The sequence below is a fragment of the Longimicrobium sp. genome, from assembly GCF_036387355.1.
Taxonomy (GTDB): Bacteria; Gemmatimonadota; Gemmatimonadetes; order Longimicrobiales; family Longimicrobiaceae; genus Longimicrobium.
Window position 1 is genome coordinate 1 of the sequence record NZ_DASVTX010000462.1, and the last position, 23,563, is coordinate 23,563.

Annotated in this window: 22 protein-coding genes; all 22 read left to right on the forward strand. The window is 71.1% G+C overall.

Annotated elements, in window-relative coordinates:
- Positions 1-697 (forward strand): nucleotide sugar dehydrogenase (locus VF665_RS20020; protein WP_331055233.1); only part of this gene is annotated, 697 nt, incomplete at its 5' end.
- Positions 698-806: 109 nt separating this feature from the next.
- Complete coding sequence (locus VF665_RS20025; RefSeq protein ID WP_331055254.1) at positions 807-2,171, forward strand: UDP-glucose/GDP-mannose dehydrogenase family protein; 1,365 nt, start codon at positions 807-809, stop codon at positions 2,169-2,171.
- Between the two features lie 11 nt (positions 2,172-2,182).
- Positions 2,183-3,160: a UDP-glucuronic acid decarboxylase family protein gene (locus VF665_RS20030; RefSeq protein WP_331055234.1), complete on the forward strand. Its 978-nt coding sequence runs from the start codon at positions 2,183-2,185 to the stop codon at positions 3,158-3,160.
- Between the two features lie 90 nt (positions 3,161-3,250).
- Positions 3,251-4,879 (forward strand): polysaccharide biosynthesis/export family protein, encoded by a 1,629-nt coding sequence (locus VF665_RS20035; RefSeq protein WP_331055235.1) that lies wholly within the window; start codon positions 3,251-3,253, stop codon positions 4,877-4,879.
- On the forward strand, positions 4,876-6,132 hold the full coding sequence (locus tag VF665_RS20040) for a Wzz/FepE/Etk N-terminal domain-containing protein (protein ID WP_331055236.1): 1,257 nt from the start codon (positions 4,876-4,878) through the stop codon (positions 6,130-6,132). The genes VF665_RS20035 and VF665_RS20040 overlap by 4 nt, the downstream gene beginning before the upstream one ends.
- A gap of 47 nt (positions 6,133-6,179) precedes the next feature.
- On the forward strand, positions 6,180-7,247 hold the full coding sequence (gene rfbB, locus VF665_RS20045; RefSeq protein ID WP_331055237.1) for a dTDP-glucose 4,6-dehydratase: 1,068 nt from the start codon (positions 6,180-6,182) through the stop codon (positions 7,245-7,247).
- Positions 7,244-8,122 carry a glucose-1-phosphate thymidylyltransferase RfbA gene (rfbA, locus tag VF665_RS20050; protein WP_331055238.1) on the forward strand — a complete coding sequence of 293 codons (879 nt, stop codon included), beginning with the start codon at positions 7,244-7,246 and terminating at the stop codon, positions 8,120-8,122. The genes rfbB and rfbA overlap by 4 nt, the downstream gene beginning before the upstream one ends.
- Positions 8,119-8,682, forward strand: coding sequence for a dTDP-4-dehydrorhamnose 3,5-epimerase (gene rfbC, locus VF665_RS20055; protein ID WP_331055239.1), 564 nt, complete (start codon positions 8,119-8,121; stop codon positions 8,680-8,682). The genes rfbA and rfbC (VF665_RS20055) overlap by 4 nt, the downstream gene beginning before the upstream one ends.
- Positions 8,679-9,569, forward strand: coding sequence for a dTDP-4-dehydrorhamnose reductase (gene rfbD, locus VF665_RS20060; protein WP_331055240.1), 891 nt, complete (start codon positions 8,679-8,681; stop codon positions 9,567-9,569). Before rfbC (VF665_RS20055) ends, rfbD begins: the two co-directional genes overlap by 4 nt.
- A gap of 196 nt (positions 9,570-9,765) precedes the next feature.
- Positions 9,766-10,575 (forward strand): ABC transporter permease, encoded by an 810-nt coding sequence (locus VF665_RS20065; protein ID WP_331055241.1) that lies wholly within the window; start codon positions 9,766-9,768, stop codon positions 10,573-10,575.
- 10 nt (positions 10,576-10,585) lie between these two features.
- Positions 10,586-11,893 (forward strand): ABC transporter ATP-binding protein, encoded by a 1,308-nt coding sequence (locus VF665_RS20070; protein ID WP_331055242.1) that lies wholly within the window; start codon positions 10,586-10,588, stop codon positions 11,891-11,893.
- Positions 11,890-12,939, forward strand: coding sequence for a putative sugar O-methyltransferase (locus VF665_RS20075; protein WP_331055243.1), 1,050 nt, complete (start codon positions 11,890-11,892; stop codon positions 12,937-12,939). The genes VF665_RS20070 and VF665_RS20075 overlap by 4 nt, the downstream gene beginning before the upstream one ends.
- On the forward strand, positions 12,936-13,709 hold the full coding sequence (gene rfbF / locus VF665_RS20080; RefSeq protein ID WP_331055244.1) for a glucose-1-phosphate cytidylyltransferase: 774 nt from the start codon (positions 12,936-12,938) through the stop codon (positions 13,707-13,709). The genes VF665_RS20075 and rfbF overlap by 4 nt, the downstream gene beginning before the upstream one ends.
- Positions 13,706-14,686, forward strand: a complete 981-nt coding sequence (locus VF665_RS20085) for a GDP-mannose 4,6-dehydratase (protein ID WP_331055245.1) — start codon at positions 13,706-13,708, stop codon at positions 14,684-14,686. Before rfbF ends, VF665_RS20085 begins: the two co-directional genes overlap by 4 nt.
- A complete protein-coding gene (locus VF665_RS20090) occupies positions 14,683-15,960 on the forward strand; it encodes a class I SAM-dependent methyltransferase (protein WP_331055246.1) in 1,278 nt (425 codons plus the stop codon). The genes VF665_RS20085 and VF665_RS20090 overlap by 4 nt, the downstream gene beginning before the upstream one ends.
- Before the next feature lie 10 nt (positions 15,961-15,970).
- Positions 15,971-16,504, forward strand: coding sequence for a dTDP-4-dehydrorhamnose 3,5-epimerase (gene rfbC / locus VF665_RS20095; protein ID WP_331055247.1), 534 nt, complete (start codon positions 15,971-15,973; stop codon positions 16,502-16,504).
- Positions 16,501-17,424 carry an NAD(P)-dependent oxidoreductase gene (locus VF665_RS20100; protein ID WP_331055248.1) on the forward strand — a complete coding sequence of 308 codons (924 nt, stop codon included), beginning with the start codon at positions 16,501-16,503 and terminating at the stop codon, positions 17,422-17,424. The genes rfbC (VF665_RS20095) and VF665_RS20100 overlap by 4 nt, the downstream gene beginning before the upstream one ends.
- A gap of 82 nt (positions 17,425-17,506) precedes the next feature.
- On the forward strand, positions 17,507-18,568 hold the full coding sequence (locus VF665_RS20105; RefSeq protein ID WP_331055249.1) for a class I SAM-dependent methyltransferase: 1,062 nt from the start codon (positions 17,507-17,509) through the stop codon (positions 18,566-18,568).
- A 16-nt stretch (positions 18,569-18,584) separates the two neighbouring features.
- Positions 18,585-20,258 carry a glycosyltransferase family 2 protein gene (locus VF665_RS20110; RefSeq protein WP_331055250.1) on the forward strand — a complete coding sequence of 558 codons (1,674 nt, stop codon included), beginning with the start codon at positions 18,585-18,587 and terminating at the stop codon, positions 20,256-20,258.
- A 5-nt stretch (positions 20,259-20,263) separates the two neighbouring features.
- The gene (locus VF665_RS20115; RefSeq protein ID WP_331055251.1) at positions 20,264-21,175 is read left to right on the forward strand and encodes a hypothetical protein; all 912 of its coding nucleotides are present in this window, start codon (positions 20,264-20,266) and stop codon (positions 21,173-21,175) included.
- On the forward strand, positions 21,172-23,352 hold the full coding sequence (locus VF665_RS20120) for a glycosyltransferase (RefSeq protein ID WP_331055252.1): 2,181 nt from the start codon (positions 21,172-21,174) through the stop codon (positions 23,350-23,352). Before VF665_RS20115 ends, VF665_RS20120 begins: the two co-directional genes overlap by 4 nt.
- A partial coding sequence (locus tag VF665_RS20125) for a glycosyltransferase (protein WP_331055253.1) occupies positions 23,345-23,563 on the forward strand: 219 nt, incomplete at its 3' end. The genes VF665_RS20120 and VF665_RS20125, both read left to right, overlap by 8 nt.

Consider the following 23,563-nt stretch of genomic DNA (forward strand, 5'->3'; position numbering starts at 1 on the left):
CAACGAGCTGGCGCAGGCGTGCGACCGGCTGAACGTGGACGTGTGGGAGGTGATCGAGGCGGCGGCCACCAAGCCGTTCGGCTTCATGAAGTTCACCCCCGGTCCGGGGCTGGGCGGGCACTGCATCCCGCTGGACCCGCATTACCTGAGCTGGAAGATGCGCACGCTGGCGTTCAAGACGCGGATGATCGAGCTGGCCAGCGAGATCAACGCCGAGATGCCGGGCTTCGTGGTGGGCAAAGTGGCCGACGCGCTGAACCAGGACCGCAAGGCGGTCAACGGCAGCCGGGTGCTGGTGCTGGGCGTGGCGTACAAGAAGGACATCGACGACCTGCGAGAAAGCCCGGCGCTGGACATCATCCAGCTGCTGCAGGAAAAGGGGGCGCGGGTGGAGTTCCACGACCCGTACTGCCCGGAGATCGCCGACGACGGCCACACGCCGCTGAAGGGGCTGCCGCTGCGCAGCGTGGAGCTGACGGACGAGGCGCTGCACGCGGCCGACATCGTGGTGGTGGTGACGGACCACGGCGGGGTGGACTACGGCCGCGTGGCCCGGCACGCCCGGCTGGTGGTGGACACCCGCGGGGTGGTTGCCGCCGTCTCGCAGGGCGCCAGGGTGGTGGGGCTTTCGGGGGTGCCGCGCCGCGCCGCGCGCGGGCCGGAGCGCGCCATCCCGGTTCCGCTTCTGGTGGGCTGAGCCCCGGGCCCGCCCCGTACCGGGGCGCGCTTTCGTACCGGGCCGCCAGCGACTATCTTGGCGGCCTCGCAGGGCCGGGTGTTACGAGCACGTTTACGGAGAACGCGTGATGCGCATAGCGGTGGTAGGGACGGGATACGTGGGGCTGGTGGTGGGCGCCTGCCTGGCGGAGACGGGGAACGACGTGGTCTGCGCCGACGTGGACGCGCGAAAGATCGCGCGCCTGCATGACGGCGAAATCCCCATCTACGAGCCGGGGCTGGAGCCGCTGGTGGAGCGCAACCTGCGCGAGGGCCGGCTGACCTTTACCACCGAGGTCGGTCCCGCCGTGGCGGGCGCCGAGATCATCTTCATCGCGGTGGGCACCCCTCCGGGCGAGGACGGCTCGGCCGACCTCAAGCACGTGCTGGCGGTGGCCGACACCATCGGCAGCAACATGCCGGAGGACGGGCCGGAGAAGATCGTGATCACCAAGAGCACCGTGCCCGTGGGGACGGCCGCCAAGGTGCGCGCCGCGGTGGCGCGCCACACCGGCCGCACCGTGCACGTGTGCTCCAACCCCGAGTTCCTCAAGGAAGGGGCCGCGGTCCTGGACTTCATGAAGCCCGACCGGGTGGTGGTCGGCGTGGACTCCGAGTACGCCCGCGAAAAGCTGGGCGAGCTCTACGCGCCCTTCGTGCGCACGGGGAACCCCATTCTGTTCATGGACATCGCCAGCGCCGAGATCACCAAGTACGCGGCCAACGCCATGCTGGCCACCCGCATCTCGTTCATGAACATGATCGCGGGGCTGTGCGAGGCGGTGGGCGCCGACGTTACACACGTGCGGCAGGGGATCGGCACGGACGAGCGCATCGGGCCGGGGTTCCTGTTCGCCGGCATCGGCTACGGCGGCAGCTGCTTTCCCAAGGACGTCAAGGCGCTCATCCACACCCTGCGTGAAACCGGGGTGGACGCCGCCATCCTGGACGGCGTGGAGGGGGTGAACCGGGCCCAGAAGGAGCTGCTGCTGAACCGCGTGACCGAGCGGTTCGGCGGCGACCTCTCGGGCCGCACCTTCGCCGTGTGGGGGCTCAGCTTCAAGCCTGAAACCGACGACATGCGCGAGGCGCCCTCTCTTACGGTGGTGCGCGGGCTGGTGGAGCGCGGCGCGCGCGTGCGCGCCCACGACCCCGAAGCCGGCCACGAAGCGGAGCACTACTTCAACGACCTGCTGCAGAGGGGCGCTCTCACCCTGTGCGAGCACAACTACGACTGCCTGGAGGGCGCCGACGCGCTGCTGGTGCTGACCGAGTGGGCGCCGTACCGCAACCCGGACTTTTCGCGGGTGCTGTCGCAGCTGGGCGAGCCCGTGATCTTTGACGGGCGCAACCTGTGGGATCCGGCGCGCATGCGCGACCTGGGCTTTCACTACGTGTCCGTGGGCCGCCCGCCGCGTGCGGCCGCGGCCGCGCCGGCCGCCCGCGTCGCCTGAAGGGATACCCGATGCGCATTCTGATTACCGGGGCCGCGGGGTTCCTGGGCTCGCACCTGTGCGACCGCTTTCTGGCCGAGGGGCACACGGTGGTGGGGATGGACAACTTCATCACCGGCCACCCGGACAACATCGCGCACCTGATCGGCCGCCCGGACTTCCAGTTCGTGCAGCACGACGTCACCAACTACATGTACGTCGAGGGGCCGCTGGACGGGGTGCTGCACTTTGCCTCGCCCGCCAGCCCCATCGACTACCTGGAGCAGCCCATCCCCACGCTCAAGGTGGGGTCGCTGGGCACGCACAAGGCGCTGGGCCTGGCAAAGGCCAAGGGCGCGCGGCTGCTGCTGGCCAGCACCAGCGAGGTGTACGGTGATCCGCAGGTGCATCCGCAGCCGGAAAGCTACTGGGGGCACGTGAACCCGGTGGGCCCGCGCGGCGTGTACGACGAAGCCAAGCGCTTCGCCGAGGCCATGACCATGGCGTACCACCGCTTTCACGGGGTGCAGACGCGCATCGTGCGCATCTTCAACACGTACGGGCCCCGCATGCGTCCCGGGGACGGACGGGTGGTGAGCAACTTCATCGTGCAGGCGCTCCGGGGCGATCCCATCTCCATCTACGGTGACGGATCGCAGACTCGTTCGTTTACCTACGTGGACGACCTGGTGGACGGCATTTTCCGGCTCTTCTTCTCGGACCGGGTGGACCCCACCAACATCGGCAACCCGGGCGAGTTCACCGTGCGCGAGCTGGCGGAACTGGTGCTGCGGATGACGGAAAGCACCTCGCGGCTGGAGCAGCTGCCGCTTCCGGAAGACGACCCCAAGGTGCGCCGCCCCGACATCACCCTGGCCCGGCAGGCACTGGGGTGGGAGCCGCGCGTGCCGCTGGAAGAAGGGCTGCGCCGCACCATTCCCCACTTCCGGCGGCTGGTGGAGGCGGAAGGGTCATCGGCGAGGACCCTGGGGAGCGCCGCCGCGGGGTGAGCGGCCCCGCGCCGGCCCGGTGGCATGCACACGCGACGCGGCCCGCATTCATGGCGGGCCGCGTCGCTGAAATCTGAACCGCGGAATGTCGTGACGTTTACGAATCGAATTGCCTCCCCGGGCGCGCAGCGGCCGGTCTGGAGGCGCGCGCTGCTTGTACTCACCCTGCTTTCCGCGGTCCGGGCGCTGCCCGCCCGCGCGCAGGACACGGCGGCCACGCAGCCACCGGCGCAGCCCCAGGTGCGCCGTCCCGTGGCGGCCGCGGACGATGCGCTGCTGGATGCTCCCGTGTCGCGGGCGCAGTACCGGCTGGGGCCCGGGGACGTGGTGACGGTGTCCGTGACCGGCAACCTGAACCGGGTATGGGAGGTTCCCGTGGGTCCCGAAGGCGCCCTGGTGGTGCCGGAGATGGGCGTGACGCGGGTCCTGAACCTGAATCTTGACGAGGCGCAGGCGCGGGTGCGCGACCTGGTGCTGCGCTTCTACCAGGGCGTTTCGGTGAATCTGACGCTTGCGTCCGCGCGCCGCTTCCGGGTGTTCGTGGTGGGGAGCGTGGCCAGGCCGGGCGCGCGTGCCGCGACCCCGGCCACCCGCGTGAGCGACCTGGTGGCGCCGGACAACGGCCCGTCCACCGTGCGCAACGTGATCATCCGGCACGCGGCGGGCGACTCCACCATTGCCGACCTGGTGCGCTTCCGGCAGGCGGGCGACCTGGCGGCCAATCCCACCCTTCGCGAGGGGGACGTCCTGGTGGTGCCCACCGCGGACCGCTCGGTCCAGGTATTCGGGCGGGTGTACTTTCCCGGCACGTACGAATACCGCGCCGGCGAGACGCTGGCGGGGCTGCTGGCCGTGGTGAACGGGGGAGGCGGTTTTCCCTCCAACGCCGCCGATACGGTGCGGGTGAGCCGGTTCACGGGCCAGGAAACCCGCGAGTTCTTCGTCTTCTCGCGCGCGGAGGCGACCGGGGCGGGGGGCGCCGGGTTCCGGCTGCAGCCTTCGGACGCCGTGTACGTGGCGGAGCTGGCGAACTTCCAGGAGCAGCGGTCGGCCTCCGTCGCCGGGCAGGTGCTGCGCCCGGGGCGGTACCCCATTCGCCGCGACACCACCACGCTGCGTGAGCTGGTGGCCATGGCGGGCGGGTTCACGGACCGTGCCTCGCTGGCGGACGCCGTTCTGCGCCGGCAGCTCCGGACCGCCGAACCGCTTGTGCTCCGGCAGCTTCGCGAATCTCCTCCGGAACTGCTCAGCGACGAGGAGCGCCGGGTGCTGGCGGCCGGAACCCAGGGGGACCGGTCGGTGGTGGTGGTGGACATGCGGCGGCTGTTCGAGCAGGGGGAGGACGCGCTGGACCTGACGCTGCAGGACGGGGACGCGCTCCACGTTCCGGAGCGCGGGACCGACATCACGGTTCTGGGTGCCGTGCTCCGGCCCGGTGTGGTGGAGTTCGTTCCCGGGCGCGGCATCCAGGAGTACGTGCGCGCGGCGGGCGGCTATGCGAGGCGCGCCTCCCGCGGAGAAGTGACCGTGATCCGTGTGGGGCTCGGGGCCCGGATGGACGCCCGCGACGTGCAGCGCCTGGAAGCGGGCGACCAGATCGTCGTTCCGGTGCGCCGGCGGGTGGACCCGCTGCGCACCATCAGCACGGTGCAGGTCGTGGTCACCACCGTCTCCGGGCTGATCCTGAGCTTCCTCACCCTGCGCGAGCTTCGCAAATGAGCACCTTTGCGGACGCATCCCCGCCGGTGGAGGGGCGCGTGGACGCGCGTGAACCGGGTTCGGGCGGCTTCGCGCCGCTGCACCTGGCCGCGGTGCTGCTGCGCCGCTGGAAACTGGTGGCCGGGGTTGCCCTGCTTACCACCCTGGCGGCGGCCGCCGCTTCCCTGGTGATGCCCAAGCGCTACGTCGCCGGCACGCTGATGGTCCCCTTCGCCGCCGCACAGGGCGGTGGCGGCCTCAACGCGCAGCTGCCGAGCGGCGTCGCCAGCCTGCTGGGTGGGCTGGGCGGCGCGCCCAGCGACCGTATTCTGGGCGTCATTCTCACCAGCCGCACCCTTGCCGACTCCGTGACGCAGCGCGTCGCGCGCACCCCGGAGCAGAAGGCCGTCGTAGGGAAGATCGTGGCCAAGGGGGTCCGGGTGCAGCGGGGCACCGATGGAAGCGTGCGGCTGCAGGTGAGCGCCCGCGACCCGCGCCTGGCCGCCACCATCGCCAACGCCTACCCGGCCGTCCTCAACGAGCTGATGGCCCAGGTGAGCGCCGACGCGGCCCTGCGCAGGCAGCAGTACCTGGAGCGCCAGGTGGCGACCGCACGGGACCGGCTGGTGGCGGTGGAAGACCGCGTCGTGAACGAGCAGCGCCGGCGGGCAACGCCCGACGCCGGGGAGCAGGCCCGGCAGACCCTGAGCGCGGCCGCCGAACTGCAGCGTCAGATCGACAACGCGGAGCTGGAGGCCGCGCGGCTGCGCCGGACCCTGGCTCCGGGCAATCCCCAGCTTGCCCAGGCCGAAGCGGCGCTGGAGACCCGGCGGGCCCAGCTGCGGCGGATCACCGGCGGGCGCAGCGGCAACCCCGTCTACGTACCTTTCGGGGAAGGCGGCGAGGTGCGCGTGGCCGCCGCCCGCATGGAGCGCCAGCTCAGCCAGGAGGCGCAGGTGTTTCAGGCGCTCACCTCGGCGCTGGCCGAGGCGCAGCTGAACGCCAGCAACGACCTTCCGGTGCTCACGGTGCTGGACGCCGCGCAGGTTCCCGGGCCCACGGGCTCGCTTCCCCGGGCCGCGTCCACCGGGCTGATGCTGGGGCTGGTGCTGGGAGCCGCGTTCGCGCTGGCCCTGCACGGCGTTGCCGTGGCGCGCCGCAACCCCGCGAATGCGCCCTTCTTCGCCGCGTGGAGCGAACTGTTCGGCGGCGCGCGACGGGGCGCCGCCCGCGGCCCCGCACGGCCGGGCACCGAACCTTCCGGCCGGGGTTGAGCCCGGTGCGGGGACACCCGGGTGAAATTCAACTACCCATGCAAGAGATGTCCGATACCATTCTGGTCACCGGCGGAGCGGGCTTCATCGGCTCGGCCGTTGTCCGCAAGCTGGTCGCGGAGCGCGGTGCGCGAGTCATCAACGTCGATCTGCTCACGTACGCCGGGAACCTCGATTCGCTCGCGTCCGTGGCCGACGACGTCCGCCACGTGTTTGAACGGGTGGACATCCGCGACGGCCGGGCGCTGCGGCGCGTTTTTGACGAGCACCGGCCGCGCGCGGTCCTGCATCTGGCGGCGGAGTCGCACGTGGACCGCAGCATCGACGGTCCCGGCGAGTTCATTCAGACCAACGTGGTGGGTACGTTCGTCCTTCTGGAAGAGGCGCGGCGGTACTGGACGACGCTGAGCGGGGCCGAACGGGAGGACTTCCGCTTCGTGCACGTGTCGACCGACGAGGTGTTCGGATCGCTGGGCGCCACGGGGTACTTTACCGAGGAGACGCCGTACAGCCCCAACTCGCCCTATTCGGCGAGCAAGGCGGGGAGCGACCACCTGGCGCGGGCGTGGCACCATACCTACGGCCTTCCCACCGTGGTCACCAACTGCTCCAACAACTACGGCCCCTACCAGTTTCCCGAGAAGCTGATTCCGCTGATGGTGCTGTCGGCGCTCGCCGGCCGCCCGCTGCCGGTGTACGGCCGCGGCGAAAACGTGCGGGACTGGCTGTACGTGGACGACCACGCCGACGCACTGATCACCGTTCTGGAGCGGGGGCGGGTCGGGGCAACCTACGCCATCGGCGGTGGAAACGAGCGGCGCAATCTGGACGTCGTGAAGGGGCTCTGCGCGCTGCTGGACGAACTGCGCCCCGACCCGGCGATCGGGCCGCGCGAAGCGCTGATCCGCCATGTCACCGACCGGCCCGGTCATGACCAGCGCTACGCCATCGACGCATCGCGCATCACCGCCGAACTGGGCTGGCGGCCGCGCGAAACGTTCGAGACGGGGCTGCGCCGCACGGTGAAGTGGTACCTGGACAACCCCGAGTGGTGCGAGCGGGTGCTTTCGGGCGCCTACCGGATGGAGCGACTGGGCGAGCGGGTGGCCTCGTGAAGGGGATCATTCTGGCGGGGGGGAGCGGAACCCGGCTGTACCCCATCACCCACGCGGTGAGCAAGCAGCTGCTTCCGGTCTACGACAAGCCGATGGTGTACTACCCCCTCGGCACGCTGATGCTGGCCGGGATCCGCGAGGTCCTGCTCATATCCACCCCGCACGACCTGCCGCTCTTTCGCAGGCTGCTGGGCGACGGATCGCAGTGGGGAATGTCGCTGTCGTACGCCGAGCAGCCGCACCCCGAAGGGCTGGCGCAGGCGTTCGTCATCGGCCGCGAGTTCGTGGGCGGCGAGTCCGTGTGCCTGGTGCTGGGCGACAACATCTTTTACGGGCACGGGCTCAGCGAGTCGCTGCAGCAGGCCGCCGCGCCGGCACCGGGCGCCACGGTGTTCGGGTATTACGTCAGCGACCCCGAGCGGTACGGCGTGGTGGAGTTCGACGCCGCGGGCCGCGCCGTGAGCATCGAGGAAAAGCCCGCGCAGCCCCGGTCGCACTACGCCGTCACCGGGCTGTACTTCTACGACAACCAGGTGCTGGACGTGGCCGGCGCGCTCCGTCCCTCGCCGCGGGGCGAGCTGGAAATCACCGACGTGAACCGCTGGTATCTGGAGCGCGGACAGCTGCAGGTGCAGATTCTGGGACGCGGCATGGCGTGGCTGGACACGGGGACGCACCAGTCCCTTGCGCAGGCGTCCAACTTCATCCAGACCGTCGAAGAGCGGCAGGGGCTCAAGATCGCCTGTCCTGAGGAGATCGCCCACGGCTGGGGGTGGATCTCGGACGAGGACGTGCTGCGTCTGGCCGAACCACTGGGCAAGTCCGGCTACGGGCAGTATCTGCGGGAACTGGTGGCCGGAGGGGCGCGGCGATGAACGTGCGGCCGACCCGTCTGGAAGGGGTTCTGCTGCTGGAGCCCAGAGTGTTTCGCGACGACCGCGGCTGGTTCGTGGAAAGCTGGAGCAGCGAGCGCTACCAGGCCCTGGGCATCCCGGGCCCGTTCGTGCAGGACAACCTTTCGTTTTCGCGCCGGGGCGTGCTGCGGGGCATGCACTTTCAGAATCCGTCGCCGCAGGGAAAGCTGGTGAGCGTTCCCCAGGGCGCGGTCTTTGACGTTGCGGTGGACCTGCGCCGCGGCTCGCCCACGTTCAGCCAGTGGGTGGGGGTGGAGCTTTCGTCGGAGAACGGGCACCAGCTGTGGGTTCCGGCGGGTTTTGCGCACGGCTTCGCGGTGCTCAGCGACACGGCGGTCTTTTCCTACAAGTGCACGGCCCCGTACACTCCGGCGGCGGAGCGTTCGCTGCGCTGGGACGACCCCGACGTCGGGATCGTCTGGCCCGTGGCGGCGCCGGTGCTGGCCGCCAAGGACGCGGACGCGCCCCGGCTGCGCGACCTTGCGCCCGAGGCGCTGTTCGGCGCTCCCGAGGCTGCGTGAGCGCCGGCGGAATCCTGCTGCTGGGGCGGGCGGGCCAGGTAGGGTGGGAACTGGAGCGCGCGCTCGCGCCGCTGGGCCCGGTCACGGCGCTGGGCCGCGACGGCGCCGACCTCTCCGACCCGGCGGCCCTGCGCGCCCTGGTGCGCCGCCACCGGCCCGGGTGGATCGTGAACGCGGCTGCGTACACGGCGGTGGACCGCGCCGAGGCCGAGCCGGAGGCCGCGTTCGCGGCCAACGCCGAAGCTCCGCGCGTGCTGGCCGAGGAAGCCGGGCGGCTGGGGTGCACCCTGGTGCACTACTCCACGGACTACGTCTTTGACGGTACCCGTCGCGCGCCGTACCGCGAAAGTGACGCGCCGGCGCCCCTGAACGTCTATGGACGATCGAAGCTGGAGGGGGAGCGGGCCATTCAGGCCAGCGGCTGCGACCACCTGATCCTGCGCACCACCTGGGTGTACGGGGCGCGGGGCCGCAACTTCCTGCTCACCATGCTGCGGCTGATGGGCGAACGCGAGCACGTGCGGGTCGTGGCCGACCAGGTCGGGGCGCCCACGTCGAGCCGCATGATCGCGCAGGCGACCGCGCTGATTCTGGCGCGGCGCGGCGCCGGCGGGCCCTCCGGCGTGTACCACCTGACCGCCGCGGGACAAACCAGCTGGCACGGGTTCGCGGAAGCCATCCGCGGGTACCTGCCGGAAACGGCGGCCCGGGTGGAGGCCATCGGGACCGACGGGTTTCCCACCCCGGCGGTGCGCCCGGGGTATTCCGTGCTGGACAACGGGCGCATCGCCGCGGACTTCGGGATCGCCCTTCCGGACTGGCGCGACGGGCTTCGGCTGGTGATGGCGGACCACGGCGCGCTGGGGGGGGCGGGGGTCTCGGGTTGATCGCCCCCCAGCCCTCTGCTATCTTTCCCGGCTGCGCCCGGCGGGCTATCTGCCCGGCGCACCGGGATTTGTCGTCGGAGAATCCAGGGCGCACGCGCCCTTCCTGCATTGTGAAGGTATGACCGTAGACACCCATGCCATGCCGCTTCCGGGCGCAGAGCCGGCGCAGCCTCGCGGAGGACGGGTACCCTCCCTGGTGATTGCGCCGTCCGGGCGGTTTCCGCGCATCGGCGCCGGCGAACTCTGGGCCTACCGGGGCCTGTTTTTTTTCCTGGTCTGGCGCGACATCAAGGTTCGCTATGCGCAGACGGTGCTGGGTGCCGCCTGGGCGCTGCTGCAGCCCCTGCTCACCACGGTGGTTTTCTCCGTGGTGTTCGGGATGCTGGCGCGCGTGCCTTCCGACGGCGTGCCCTACCCGGTCTTTGCCCTGGCCGCGCTGGTTCCGTGGACCTACTTCTCCACGGCGCTCACCGGTTCCAGCAACAGCCTGATCTCCAACACCAACCTGATCACCAAGGTGTACTTTCCCCGCCTGGTGATTCCGCTGGCACCGGTGATCGCGGGGCTGATGGATCTGGTCGTGGGCCTGGCCCTGCTCGCGCTGGTGATGCTCGCCTACGGCATCCTGCCTTCGCCGCTGGCGCTGGTGGTAGTGCCGGTGCTGGTGAGCATCATGGTGCTGACCGCCGCGGGGGTGGGGTGCTGGCTTTCGGCGCTCAACATCCAGTACCGCGACGTCAAGCACGTCGTGCCCTTTCTGCTGCAGGTCTGGCTCTACGCCTCGCCCGTCCTGTACCCGGCCAGCCTCGTGCCGGAACGCTTCCGGCTCCTGTACGCGCTCAACCCCATGGTGGGCGTGGTGGAGGGGTTCCGCGCGGTGCTGCTTGGCACCGGGTCGGTGAACTGGGGGATGATGGCGGTGTCGTGCGGCATGGGGCTGCTGATGCTCGTGGCGGGCGCGCTCTACTTCCGGAGCACCGAGCGGGTGTTCGCGGACGTGGCCTGAGGCGGCGCGCATGTCCAACACCGCGATCCGGGCCACCGGCCTGGGCAAGAGCTACCGCATCGGCGCCGCCGCCGAGCGCAGCGGATCCCTGCGCGAGGCCCTGTCCGGCGCGGGGCGCCGTGCCCTCCGCGGACTGCGTTCCCGCCCCCATGAGACGGTCTGGGCGCTGCGCGACGTGTCGTTCGAAGTCGGGCATGGCGAAGCGCTCGGCATCATCGGCCGGAACGGCGCGGGGAAAAGCACGCTGCTCAAGATCCTGTCCCGCATCACCGAACCCACCACGGGCCGTGCGGACGTGTACGGCCGCGTGGGTTCGCTTCTGGAAGTCGGCACGGGGTTCCATCCCGAGCTCACCGGCCGCGACAACGTGTTTCTGAACGGGTCCATCCTTGGCATGGACCGCGAGTACATCGCGCGCCGGTTCGACGAAATCGTGGACTTCTCGGGGGTGGAGCGGTTCATCGACACGCCCGTGAAGCGGTACTCCAGCGGCATGTACCTGCGGCTGGCGTTTGCGGTGGCCGCGCACCTCGAGCCCGAGATCCTGATCATCGACGAGGTGCTGGCGGTGGGCGACGCCAGCTTTCAGAAGAAGTGCCTGGGGAAGATGGAGGACGTGGCCCACGAGGGACGCACGGTCCTGTTCGTGAGCCATGACATGGCCGCGGTTTCGCGCCTGTGCGGGCGCACCCTGCTTCTGGACCAGGGCGGCGTGCTGGCGCACGGGGCCACGTCCACCGTGCTGCAGGCCTACCTCCAGTCGGGGCTGGGAACCACGGCCGAGCGCCGCTGGAACGACCCCGCGCAGGCACCGGGAGACGGCGTTGCGCGCCTGCGGGCCGTCCGTGTGCACGACGAGGCGGGGCATACCCGCGAGGCGATCGACATCCGCAGGCCCGCCGGCATCGGCATGGAGTTCGACGTGCTGACCCCCGGGCACGTGCTTGCGCCGAACTACCACGTGTTCAACGAGCAGGGCGTATGCGTGTTCGTGGCCGTGGACACCGACCCCTCCTGGCGCGACACCCCGCGGCCGGCCGGCCGCTACACCAGCACCGCGTGGATCCCGGGCAACCTGCTGGCCGAAGGCGCCCTGGTGGTGAGCGTGGCGCTCAGTACCCTGGACCCGGTCACGGTGCACTTTCATGAGCGCGACGCGGTAGCCCTGCAGGTGGTGGACAGCCTGGAGGGCGATTCCGCCCGGGGCTCGTATGCCGGGCCGCTTCCTGGCGCGGTGCGGCCGCTGCTCCGCTGGACGACGCAGTTCGCCCCCGCCGCGGCGGTGAGGGAGACCTTGAACCTGAAACAGCCCCGATGACGGTTTCTTCGCAGTTGATGCTGGAGTGCATGGCTCACGGCAACCCGGTGTACCTGCCATCGAAATTCTGGGAGTACCACAATGACCGGAACCGGCAGCAGCTTGAGACCGAGGGGTTTGAGAATCTGAAGCGCACTCTCGCCCGGAACTACTTCACGTGGCTGATCGGGCGTGAGGACGCGCAGTTCAAGTTTCTGGTCCGGAACACACCGCTCCATGCCTGGCCGGGCTTGCTGGCCGGGGCGCTCGCGTACGTGCCGGGAACCGACCTGCCGCGGCGGGCCTTTGCGTCGCAGAGCCTGTTTACGCGGATGCTCTGGAAGTTCGCGGAGTCGCGCGACGGTGAGGGGCTGCTGAAGCGACTCGCTGAACCCGCGGAAGGCAATCCGCTGCCGTTCCGCATGGGCGGCAAGCTGATCTCGCAGGACCTGGCCAACTCCGTTCTGGAGTACAGCGCCATGCGCGAACACTTTCGGCCCGCGCAGGGCACGCGTCCCGTGATCTGCGAGCTGGGGGCCGGGTACGGACGCGATGCGTACGTATTCGTGCAGGCGGTGCCCGGGTGCCGGTATGTGGTCGTGGACATTCCGCCGGCCCTCGAGGTTTCGCAGCGATACCTTACCGCCGTGCTGCCGGATCGCAAGGTGTTCGGGTTCCGCTGCTTTGAACGGTTCGAGGACGTGCGCGAGGAGTTCGAGGCCGCCGACATCGCGTTTCTGCTCCCGCATCAGGCCGCGATGCTGCCGTCCAAGAGCGTTGACCTGTTCGTCAACATCTCGTCGCTGCACGAGATGACGCGCGATCAGATCCAGGCGTACGTGGACCTGATCGACCGGCTGACGCGCGGATGGTTCTACAGCAAACAGTGGTGGGTGAGCCACAACAACAGCGACGGCGTGGTGATCCGCCAGGACGAGTACCCCATCCCCGCGCACTGGCGCCAGCTGTACCTGCGCGAAGCGCCGGTGCAGACCTATTTCTTTGAAGCGATGTACGAGGTGGGCTCCGCCGCGGGCGGCGCCCACGCAGCCCCCGACAGCCAATGAAGGTCGTATTGCTTGCGGGCGGGCTTGGGACCCGCCTCGCCGAGGAAACCGAGGTCAAGCCCAAGCCCATGGTGGAAATCGGCGGCAGGCCGATCCTGTGGCACATCATGAAGCAGTACGCGCACCACGGCTTCAAGGAGTTCTACGTCGCGCTGGGGTACAAGGGCGAGGCGATCAAGCGGTATTTTCTTGATTACTACTCCCTGAACGGCAGCGTCACCATCGATTTCTGCTCGGGGCAGCTGCAGACGCGCAACCGCGAGTGCGACGACTGGGTGATCCACCTGGAAGACACCGGGGCGCAGACCATGACCGGCGGCCGGCTGAAGCGGCTGGAGCCGCAGCTTCGCGACGGGGGCACCTTCATGCTCACGTACGGCGACGGGGTGTGCGATCTGGACCTGGGCCGCCTCCTGGAGTTTCACCGCCGCTGCGGCAAGCTGGCCACCATTACCGCCGTACGGCCGCCGGCCCGCTTCGGCGGGCTGGTGTTCGAGGGCGACCTGGTGGCCGAGTTCACCGAAAAGCCGCAGATCGGCGAAGGGTGGATCAACGGCGGCTTCATGGTGCTGGAGCCCGGGGTGTTCGACTACCTGGAGGGCGACGACACCATCCTGGAGGCGCACGCGCTGGAGCGGCTGGCCGAGGACGGGCAGCTGGCGGCGTACCGCCACGAGAACTTCTGGCAGTGCATGGATACCATCCGGGACAAGAAGCTCCTGGAATCGCTTTGGGAGCGCGGAGACGCGCCGTGGAGAGTCTGGGAATGAGCGGGTTCTGGCAGGACAGGCCCACCTTTGTGACCGGGGGCACCGGGCTGGTGGGCAACTGGCTGGTGCGCAGCCTGGTTGAAGCGGGGGCAGACGTGGTGTGCCTGGTGCGCGACTGGGTTCCCCAGAGCGAGATGGTGCGCACCGGCCTCTTTCACAAGGTCAAGACGGTGCGCGGCGACGTGTGCGACCAGGCGCTGCTGGAGCGCACCCTGGGCGAGTACGAGATCGACACGGTCATTCATCTGGCGGCGCAGACCATCGTGGGCATCGCCAACCGCAACCCGGTGAGCACCTTCGAGAGCAACATCCAGGGAACCTGGGCGCTGCTGGAGGCGTGCCGCCGCAGCCCGTCGGTAAAGCAGATCGTCATGGCCTCGTCGGACAAGGCGTACGGCGAATGCGACACGCTGCCCTACGACGAAAGCACGCCGCTTCAGGGGACGCATCCGTACGACGTGAGCAAGTCGTGCAGCGACCTGATCACGCAGTCGTACGCCAACACGTACGGGCTTCCCGTCACCATCACCCGGTGCGGCAACTTCTACGGCGGCGGCGACCTGAACTGGAACCGCATCGTCCCGGGCACCATCCGCTCGGTCATGCGCGGGCAGGCACCCGTGATCCGTTCCGACGGCACCTTCATCCGCGACTACTTCTACGTGGAAGACGGCGCCGCCGCCTACATGCTGCTGGCCGAAAAGATGGCGTCGGACCCGTCGGTGAACGGCCACGCATTCAACTTCAGCAACGAGATCCAGGTTCCCGTGCTGCAGCTGGTGCAGAGCATTCTGGACGAGATGGGCTCCGATCTGAAGCCGGACGTGCGCAACGAGGCGAAGCACGAGATCCGCCACCAGTACCTGTCGGCCGAAAAGGCGCGGCGTATGCTGGACTGGAGCCCGCTCTTTACCCTGGACGAGGGGCTGCGCCGCACCGTGGCGTGGTACCGCGAGTTTCTGAAGGAGGCCGCGTGAGCGGCGCGGTGGCGCCCTCCTCCGGCGCGGCTCCGGTGGCGAGCGGAACCATCAGCGGGTGCCGGGCGTGCGGCTCGGACCGCCTGCTTCCCGTGCTCTCGCTGGGGAACACGCCGCTGGCCAACGCGCTTCTCACCGAGGCGGAACTGGCCGGGCCCGAGCCCACGTATCCGCTGGACCTGGTGTTCTGCGAGGCGTGCTCGCTGGTGCAGATCACCGAAACGGTCCCGCCCGAGCAGCTGTTTGGCGAGTACCTGTACTTTTCGTCGTTCTCCGAGACCATGCTGCGCCACGCCGAAACCATCGTGGGCCGGCTGGTGGCGGAGCGCGGGCTGGGGCCGGACAGCCTGGCCGTGGAAGTGGCCAGCAACGACGGCTACCTCCTGCAGTACTACCTGCGGGCCGGGGTGCCGGTGCTGGGGGTGGAGCCGGCGGGGAACATCGCCCGCGTGGCCGAGGAGCGGGGCGTGCGCACCGTGCACGACTTCTTCGGGGCCGAGTCCGCTGCGCGCCTGGCCGGCGAGGGGGTGCGGGCCGACGTGATCCACGCCAACAACGTGCTGGCGCACGTGGCCGACCTGAACGGGGTGGTGCAGGGCTTCCGTGCGCTGCTCAAGGACACGGGCACCACCTGCATCGAGTTCCCCTACGTCAAGGACATGATTGACGGCGCGGAGTTCGACACCATCTACCACGAGCACCTCTGCTACTTTTCGCTCGCCGCGCTGGACCGGCTCTTCCGCCGGCACGACCTGGTGATCTGGAACGTGGAGCGGCTGCCCATCCATGGCGGCTCGCTCCGCGTGTTCGCCACGCCCGCCGGGTCGGCGCCGGAGCCGACGGACGCCGTGCGTGCGCTGCTGGCCGAGGAGCAGGGGTGGGGCGTCGACCGTCCGGACTTCTACCTGGGCTTCGCGGGGCGGGTGGAGCGGCTGAAGCAGGAGCTCACGTCGCTGGTGGCCCGCCTCAAGGGCGAGGGGCGCAGCATCGCCGCGTACGGCGCGTCGGCCAAGGGAAGCACGCTGCTGAACTACTTCGGCATCGGCCGCGAAACGCTGGACTTCATGGTGGACCGCAGCACCGTGAAGCAGGGGCGGTACACGCCCGGAACGCACCTGCGCATCGAGGCGCCCGAGGCGCTGCGGGAGCGGCGCCCGGACTACGTGCTTCTGCTCACCTGGAACTTCGCCGACGAAATCCTGGAGCAGCAGGCGGAGTACCGGCGGGGCGGCGGGCGTTTCATCGTGCCCATCCCCGAACTGCGCGTGGTGTGACGGGGGCGGCGTGATCTTCACCGAGACGGAGCTGCCCGGCGCCTGGATCGTGGAGCCGGAGCGCATCGAGGACGAGCGGGGCTTCTTTGCGCGCACCTTCGACGCCGCCGAGTTCTGCCGCCGGGGGCTGCGGGACGCCTTTCCGGAGTGCAGCGTCAGCTACAACGCCCGCGCGGCCACTCTGCGCGGAATGCACTTTCAGGCCGAGCCGCACGCGGAAGCCAAGCTGGTGCGGTGCACGGCGGGCGCGATCGTGGACGTAGTGATCGACCTGCGCCCGGGCTCGCCCACGCACGGCCGGTGGACCGCGGTGGAGCTTTCGGCGCAGAACCGGCGGGCGCTGTACGTGCCCGAGGGCTTCGCGCACGGGTTCCAGACGCTGGTAGATGCCACCGAGGTGTTCTACCAGATCTCCACCGCGTACCACGCGGCCTCGTCGCGCGGGGTGCGCTGGGACGACCCGGCGTTCGGCATCCGGTGGCCGGCGGCCGAGGCGCGGGTCATATCGGCGCGGGACCGGGCGTACCCGGACTACACGCCGTGAGCCGCCGGGTTCTGCTGACCGGCGCCACGGGCTTCGTCGGACGCCACGCCGGAGCGGCGCTGGCCCGGCGCGGCTTCGAGGTGCACGCCGTCGCGCGCGCCCCCGGACCGGCCGCGGAGGGGGTGGCCTGGCACGCCGCGGACCTGCTGGACGGGGACGCGGCGCGCCGGCTGGTGGACCGGATTCGCCCCACGCACCTGCTGCACCTGGCGTGGTACGTGGAGCACGGAAAGTTCTGGCACTCGCCCGAGAACCTTCGCTGGGTGGCCGCCTCACTGGAGCTGGTGCGCGCCTTTCGCCAAGCGGGGGGCGAGCGCGCCGTTCTGTCCGGGACCTGCGCGGAGTACGAGTGGGGGCACGGACTCTGTTCCGAAGCATCGACCCCCACGGTGCCGGCCACGCTGTACGGCGCCTGCAAGCTGGCGCTGCACCAGGTCGTGGAGGCATACGCGCGGCAGAGCGGGATGAGCGCCGCGTGGGGGCGCATCTTTCTGCTGTACGGCCCGCACGAGCCGCCGGCGCGGCTGGTGGCGTCGGTCGCGCGCGCGCTCCTCCGCGGCGAGCCGGCGCCGTGCTCGCACGGCATGCAGGTGCGCGACTTTCTGCACGCGGCCGACGCGGCGGATGCCTTTGCCGCGCTGCTGGACAGCGACGTGCGCGGGGCCGTGAACATCGGCTCCGGCGAGCCGGTCGCACTTCGTGACGTGGTGCAGGCCCTCGCGGCTCGCGCGGGCAGGCCCGACCTGCTGCGGCTCGGCGCGCTGCCCGCGGCCCCGGGCGATCCCGCGGCGCTTACGGCCGACGTGAGCCGCCTCCGCGGAGAAGTGGGGTGGAGCCCGGCCCTTTCTCTGGAAGCCGGGCTGGACGACGTGGTGCGGTGGTGGCGCAACGACGCGCACGCCCCGGCCGGGGCCCGCTGACCGGCGCCCCCGGCCCCGCGCGCGAGAGTCGTGTTTCGCGGGGGCCAGAACGCAGGACAACCAAGTGGGACGGATCGCGCACGTGACCGATACGACAGTTCAACCCTCCGGAGCCACGCCCCGTACTGCGCCCGTGGGTGCCTGCCCGCTGTGCGACGGCACGGAGGCGCCGGTGTTGTTCGCGGCGCCCGACCGGCTGCACGAAACGCCGGGCGAGTTCACCTACCGCCGCTGCGCCGCCTGCCGGACGGTGTACCAGGATCCGCGCGTGGTGGGCGAGGACCTTCCGCTCTGCTATCCCGGCGAGTACGGCACCCACGTGACGCCGCCCCCGGTATCGGCCGACGGCGCGACGCGCGCGGGGCTCCGGGAGCTGCGGGGCGCGGTGCAGGCCGCGGTACAGGGGCGCCCCGCGGCGGGCGGCCTGGGCTGGGCCGGCAGGCTGCTGGCCGGGAACCGCGCCGTGCGGGAGCGTGCGTTCGGCGGGCTTCGCGACGAGCTGCTTCCCCGGCGCCCGGGCACACCGCGCGCACTGGACGTAGGGTGCGGCGCGGGCGAGCTGCTCGCGCGGCTGCGGCTGGCCGGGTACGATGCCCAGGGAGTGGAGTGGGATCCGGCCGCGGCCGAGGTGGGGCGCCGCACCAGCGGCTGCCCCGTGCAGACGGGCGACTTTCGCGCGGTAGACCTGCCCGCGGGGTCCTTTGACCTGGTGGTGCTGAGCCACGTGTTCGAGCACCTTGACGATCCCCGGGGCGCGCTGCGCCGCATTCACGAACTGCTGGCGCCGGGCGGACGGGCCGTGCTGCTGTATCCCAACCCCGAGTCCCTGGGGGCGCGCGTGTTCGGCTCCGCGTGGTTCAACTGGGATCCGCCGCGCCACCTCGTGATCCCCCCCGGACGCGCTCTCGCCGCCGCGGCCAGGCGCGCGGGGCTGGCCGTTGTTCGCCTGTCGAGCGCGGCCCCGAACGTCGTGAGCGACTTCAGGCACTCGCGCGCCGTGCGGGCGGGACTCACGGGCGAGCGGCTGCGCCGCCCGCCGCGCGCCGTGTGGGATGCCGTGGGCGCCCGCGCCGAGGGCGCGCTGCGCTCGGCGGGCATGCTTGCGGGCGAAGAGGTGGTCCTGGTGCTTCAGCGGGAAGGCTGAGCCGGTGCCCCGCGGCATGGCCGGACGGCTGCAGGAACTGGGGCGGAGTGCCTCGGCGCGCGGGCTCATCCCCGGGCCGCTGCGGCCCATGGTCAAGGGAGTGTTTACCCGCCTGGAACTGCGCCGCCAGCGCCGGCGCGTGCCCGCGCTGACCGCGGTTCCCACGTTCGCGCTCCTGGTGCCCCTCTCCGGGACCGACGCCCGTGCGGCGGCGCGCACGATCCGCTCCGCCGTGCGCCAGAGCTACCCCCACTGGACGCTGTACCTGGTGCCCCAGAAGAGCGCCCCCCACGCGGGCGCCGCCGGGGCGGTCCGGGACCCACGGGTGACCACGTGGAGCGGCGAGCCGTCGCTTCAGGCGGTGGCCGACGCCTCCGGGGCGGAGTGGGTCGCCCTCGTGCCTCCCGGCGACGAGCTGTCTCCCGCGGCGCTCTTCCGGGTGGCGGAATCCCTGGCGGCCGACCCCGCCGCCGACGTCGTGTACACCGACGAGATGGTGGCCGAAGGTTCGGGGATGCGCCCCGTGCTCAAGCCGGACTGGTCGCCCGACACCATCCTGTTCGACGCGTACACCGGGGGCTTCTGCTGCTTCCGGCACGCCTCCGCCCGTGAAGCCGGGAGCTTTCGCACGGAACCCGGCGACGCGCGCGGTTATGACCTGCTCCTGCGCCTGGCCGAGCGGGGCGCCCCCATTCGCCACCTCCCCGAACTGCTGTACGTTCGCCGGGGCGGCGCCGGGGGCGTCCCGGTGCACGCGCGCCCGGAGTTTCGCCGGGCCGTGAACGAGCACCTGGCGCGCGAGGCGGCCGCCGGGCGCCGGCCGCGCGGTGAGGCGGGGGAGCGGGGCGTCCGGTTCGAGGTGCGCGGCACTCCGCTGGTGAGCATCGTCATTCCTACGGCCGGAATGACGCGCACGGTGGCCGGCCGGCCTCTGGACCTGCTCGCGCACTGCGTGCAGAGCATCGCGGACGCGGGGGAGTACCCGGCGTACGAGGTTGTCGTCGTGCACAATGGCGACCTGCGGCCGGAAACTGTGGCCGTGCTGGACGCGTCGGGGGTCTCCCTCCGCATGGTCGCGTACGCCGGACCGTTCAACGTGGCGGAGAAGATGAACCTGGGCGCGGCGCACGCCGCCGGCGAGCACCTGCTCTTTCTGAACGACGACGTCGAGGTCATTACGCCGGGCTGGCTGCGGGCGATGCTGGAGTATTCCCAGCAGGAGCCGATCGGTGCCGTGGGCGCCAAGCTTCGCTTTCCCGATGGCTCCATTCAGCACGCCGGGGTTGCCCTGGCCCCCAACGCCGCCCCCGGCCACGTACACTACAACATTCCGCGCGCGGGCGAGGCGAACGTTCCGGAGCTGTCGGCGCCGCGGAACTACTCGGCGGTCACGGGCGCGTGCATGATGACGCGGGCCGGCGTGTTTCGCGAAGTGAACGGGTTCGACGCGGACTTCCCCGTCAACTACAACGATGTGGACTACTGCCTGCGGGTCCGGGCGGCCGGATACCGCGTCGTCTTTACGCCGTTTGCCGAGCTGTTCCACTTCGAGTCGGTTTCGCGGGAAGTGACGAACGAGCACGGCGTCCGCCCGGCCGAACTGGTTCAGTTCGCGGCGCGCTGGGGCGCGGCCTACCGCGGCGACCCGCTGTTCCCCATGGGGTCCCCCGCGGCCTTTCTCGAGCCCTGACCGGCGTGGCGCGGGCAGGCGGGCCGGCGCCCGGGGTCCGGGTGGTGCACCTGGTGTGGGCGCCGCTGGGCACGGAGCCCCTGGCGGAGTTTCTGGCGTCGTACCGCCGGTTTCCGGCGGGGGTGGAGCACCGCCTGGCGATCATCTACAACGGCTTCCGAAGCGGGCAGGAGCGGGAGCCCTTCCGCCGGCTGCTGGGCGGCATCGACCACGACGAGGTGGAGACGCCCGTGCCGATGCAGGACATCCCGGCGTACTTTCAGGCCGCGAGGGAAGTGGACGGCGAGTTCCTGTGCTTTCTGAACTCGTACAGCCAGCCTCTCGCGGAGGGATGGCTGGCCCGCCTGTACGACGTGGCCCGCGCCCCCGGGGTGGGAGTGGCCGGCGCCACCGGTTCCTGGGAAAGCCGCTACGCCAACCTGTGCCGCGACTGCGCGCCGGGGCACCGCTTTCTGCTGCACGTGGGCGGAAGCTGGGTGCGCCGGCGCGAGCGCGCCGGCATCCGGCGGTACCTTGCGCAGCGGCGGGAACTTCGCCGCGCCCGGGCCGCCTTTGCGCCGTTCCCCAACCCGCACCTCCGCTCCAACGCGTTCATGCTGCGGCGCGAGGTCATGCTTCGGCTGCGCTGCGGGCCCATCCGGTCCAAGCTGGACGCGCTCGCGTTCGAGAGCGGGCGCGACAGCATGACGCGCCAGATCCAGGCGATGGGGCTCGGCGTGCGGGTGGTGGGGGCAGACGGAGTGGCGTACGCACCGGAGGAGTGGGCGCGCAGCTGTACCTTCCGCATGTGCGCACAGAAGAACCTGCTGGTGTCCGACAACCGCACCCGTGAATACCTGGCCCTCTCCGCCCAGGGCCGCGCGGCCGCGCGGCGGTTGACGTGGGGGGCCGAAGCCTCCGCCGCGGACCCCGGATGAGCCTCGCGCCCGGACTGCGCGCGGCCTGGCTGGCGCGCGCCTACCGGTGGGACTCGCTCGCCCCGCTGCTCTGGGAACCCTCGTCCGGCGAGGGCGAGGGGCCCTGGGACGAGGAAGTGTTCGTGGACGGGCGGTCCGCCTTCGCCCTCTTTGTCCCCGGGGGCTGCACGCTCTCCTGCCGGCTGGAGATCCCGGCCGGCGCCCGGCTGCACGCGCTCGTCCGCGCGGGGGACGCGGGGGGCGAGGCGCATTCGCGCGGCGCGGCCGCCTGGATGGAAGTTCGCACCGTGGATGACGGCGTGCCGCTCCGGCGGCGGTGGAGCCTCCGCCTTTCGGGGCGGGGAGCATGGACGCGGGTGTTCCCCGCGCTGCGGCGCTTTGCGGGACGCGAGGTGGAGATCGTTCTGTCCGGTCCGGCAGGCCCGTCGGCCGTTGCGGTGTGGGCGCACCCCGCGCTGGCATTCGCCCTCCCCCGCGCGGAACTGGCGCAGCTCGCGCGGACGTACCTGCGGCTCTTCGGCGGCGCCGGCGCAATTGCCCGGCTGGCGGGCCGGCTGCGTTCCGCGTCGTCTTCGCCGACGGGCCGGGCGAACGGGGGGGTGGATCACCCCGCGCCGCACCCGGCCGCCGCCGGGCCACCGCAGGAGGATGCCGCCGGCGCCCCGCCGGTGCTGTCGCTTCTGATCGTCGTTCCCCCGGATGCATCGGCGCAGGCGGTGCGCCGGACGCTGGAATCGCTCCAGGCACAGCACGCCGGGGGCTGGGAGGCGCTCCTGCTCTCCAGCGGCGGCGCGCCCGCCGCTGCGGGCCCGCGCGTCCGGATCTTGCACCCGGGAACGGCCGGCTCCGTGGCGGAGGCGTTGAACCGCGGCCTGGAAGCGGCGCGGGGCACGTTCGTCGCCCTCATCGATCCGGGTGACGAGCTGGCCCCCGGGGCGGTCGCGGCGGTGCGCGCGCGGGGACACCGCGCGGTGCTGGTGTACACGGACGAGGACCGGCTGCGCGAGGACGGCACCCGCCGCGCCGCGTTCCGCAAGCCGGCGTGGTCGCCCGACTATCTGCGGTCCTTTCCGTACGTCCGGAGGCTGTGCGCGATCCGGACCGCGGAGGCGCGCGCGCTCGGGGGATGGCGGGCCGGGGTGGAGGGCGCGCATGAGTACGACCTGCTCCTGCGCATTGCCGAGGGTGGCGGGGCGGTGGAGCACGTGCCTGACGTGCTGTACCATACGGCGCCGCGGCGCGCGCTCGGCTGGCGGGCGCTGGCACTCGCGCAGGACGCGGCGGGGGCCGCGCGGGCCCTGGACGGCCACCTGGCGCGTGCGTTTCCCGGAAGCCGCGTGGAGAGCGGCGCTGTTCCCGGAGTGCACCGGGTGCGTCATCCGGTGGGTGGCGAGCCGCTGGTCAGCATTGTCGTTCCCACCGCGGGGCTCACGCGGGTGGTGGGTGGGCGCACGCTGGACCTGCTCGCCCACTGCGTGCGGAGCATCGCCGGCTTGACCGCGTACCCGCGCTGGGAACTGGTGTGCGTGGACAACGGCGACCTGCGGCCGGAGACGCGGGCAGCCGTGGACGCGGCGGCGGGCGCGCGGGTGCGGTGGATTTCGTATGCCGGCCCCTTCAACGTGGCGGCCAAGATGAACATGGGCGCGGCCGCGGCCGCGGGCGAGCACCTGGTGTTTCTGAACGACGACACCGAGGTCCGCTCGCCGGACTGGATGGGGGCGCTGCTGGAACTGTCGGCCCGGCCCGACGTGGGCGCGGTGGGCGCCAAGCTGTACTTTCCCGGCGGGCGGGTGCAGCACGCGGGGGTATACCTGCACCGCGGCGACGCGGACCACGTGTACCGCGCCGTGCTCCCCGAGCACCCCGGGCGGGGCTTCGATCTGCTGTCCGTGCGCGACTGGTCGGCCGTCACCGGCGCCTGCCTGATGACACGTGCCGGGGTGTTCGGGGAGCTTGGCGGCTTCGACGAGTCGTATCCCGTCAACTTCAACGACGTAGACTACTGCCTTCGTGTCCGCGAGGCCGGGTACCGCGTGCTGTTCACCCCGCACGCGCGGCTCTACCACCTGGAATCGGTTTCGCGCACGGTGCGTGACGAGCCCGCCGCCGCGGCGCGCCTCCTGGACCGGTGGGGCACGGGGGACGATCCCTTCTATACGAACGCGGATGAGTGAGCTGGGAAAGGAACGGGGAAAGGAGCCGCGCGTGTCGGTGGCGCTGTGCACGTACAACGGCGCGCGCTGGCTTCCCGAGCAGCTCGCGAGCCTGGCGGCGCAGACGCGGCTTCCGCATGAACTCGTGGTGTGCGACGACCGCTCCACGGATGAAACCGAGGCCGTCGTGCGTGCGTTCGCGGCGACGGCGCCCTTTCCCGTCCGCTTCCAG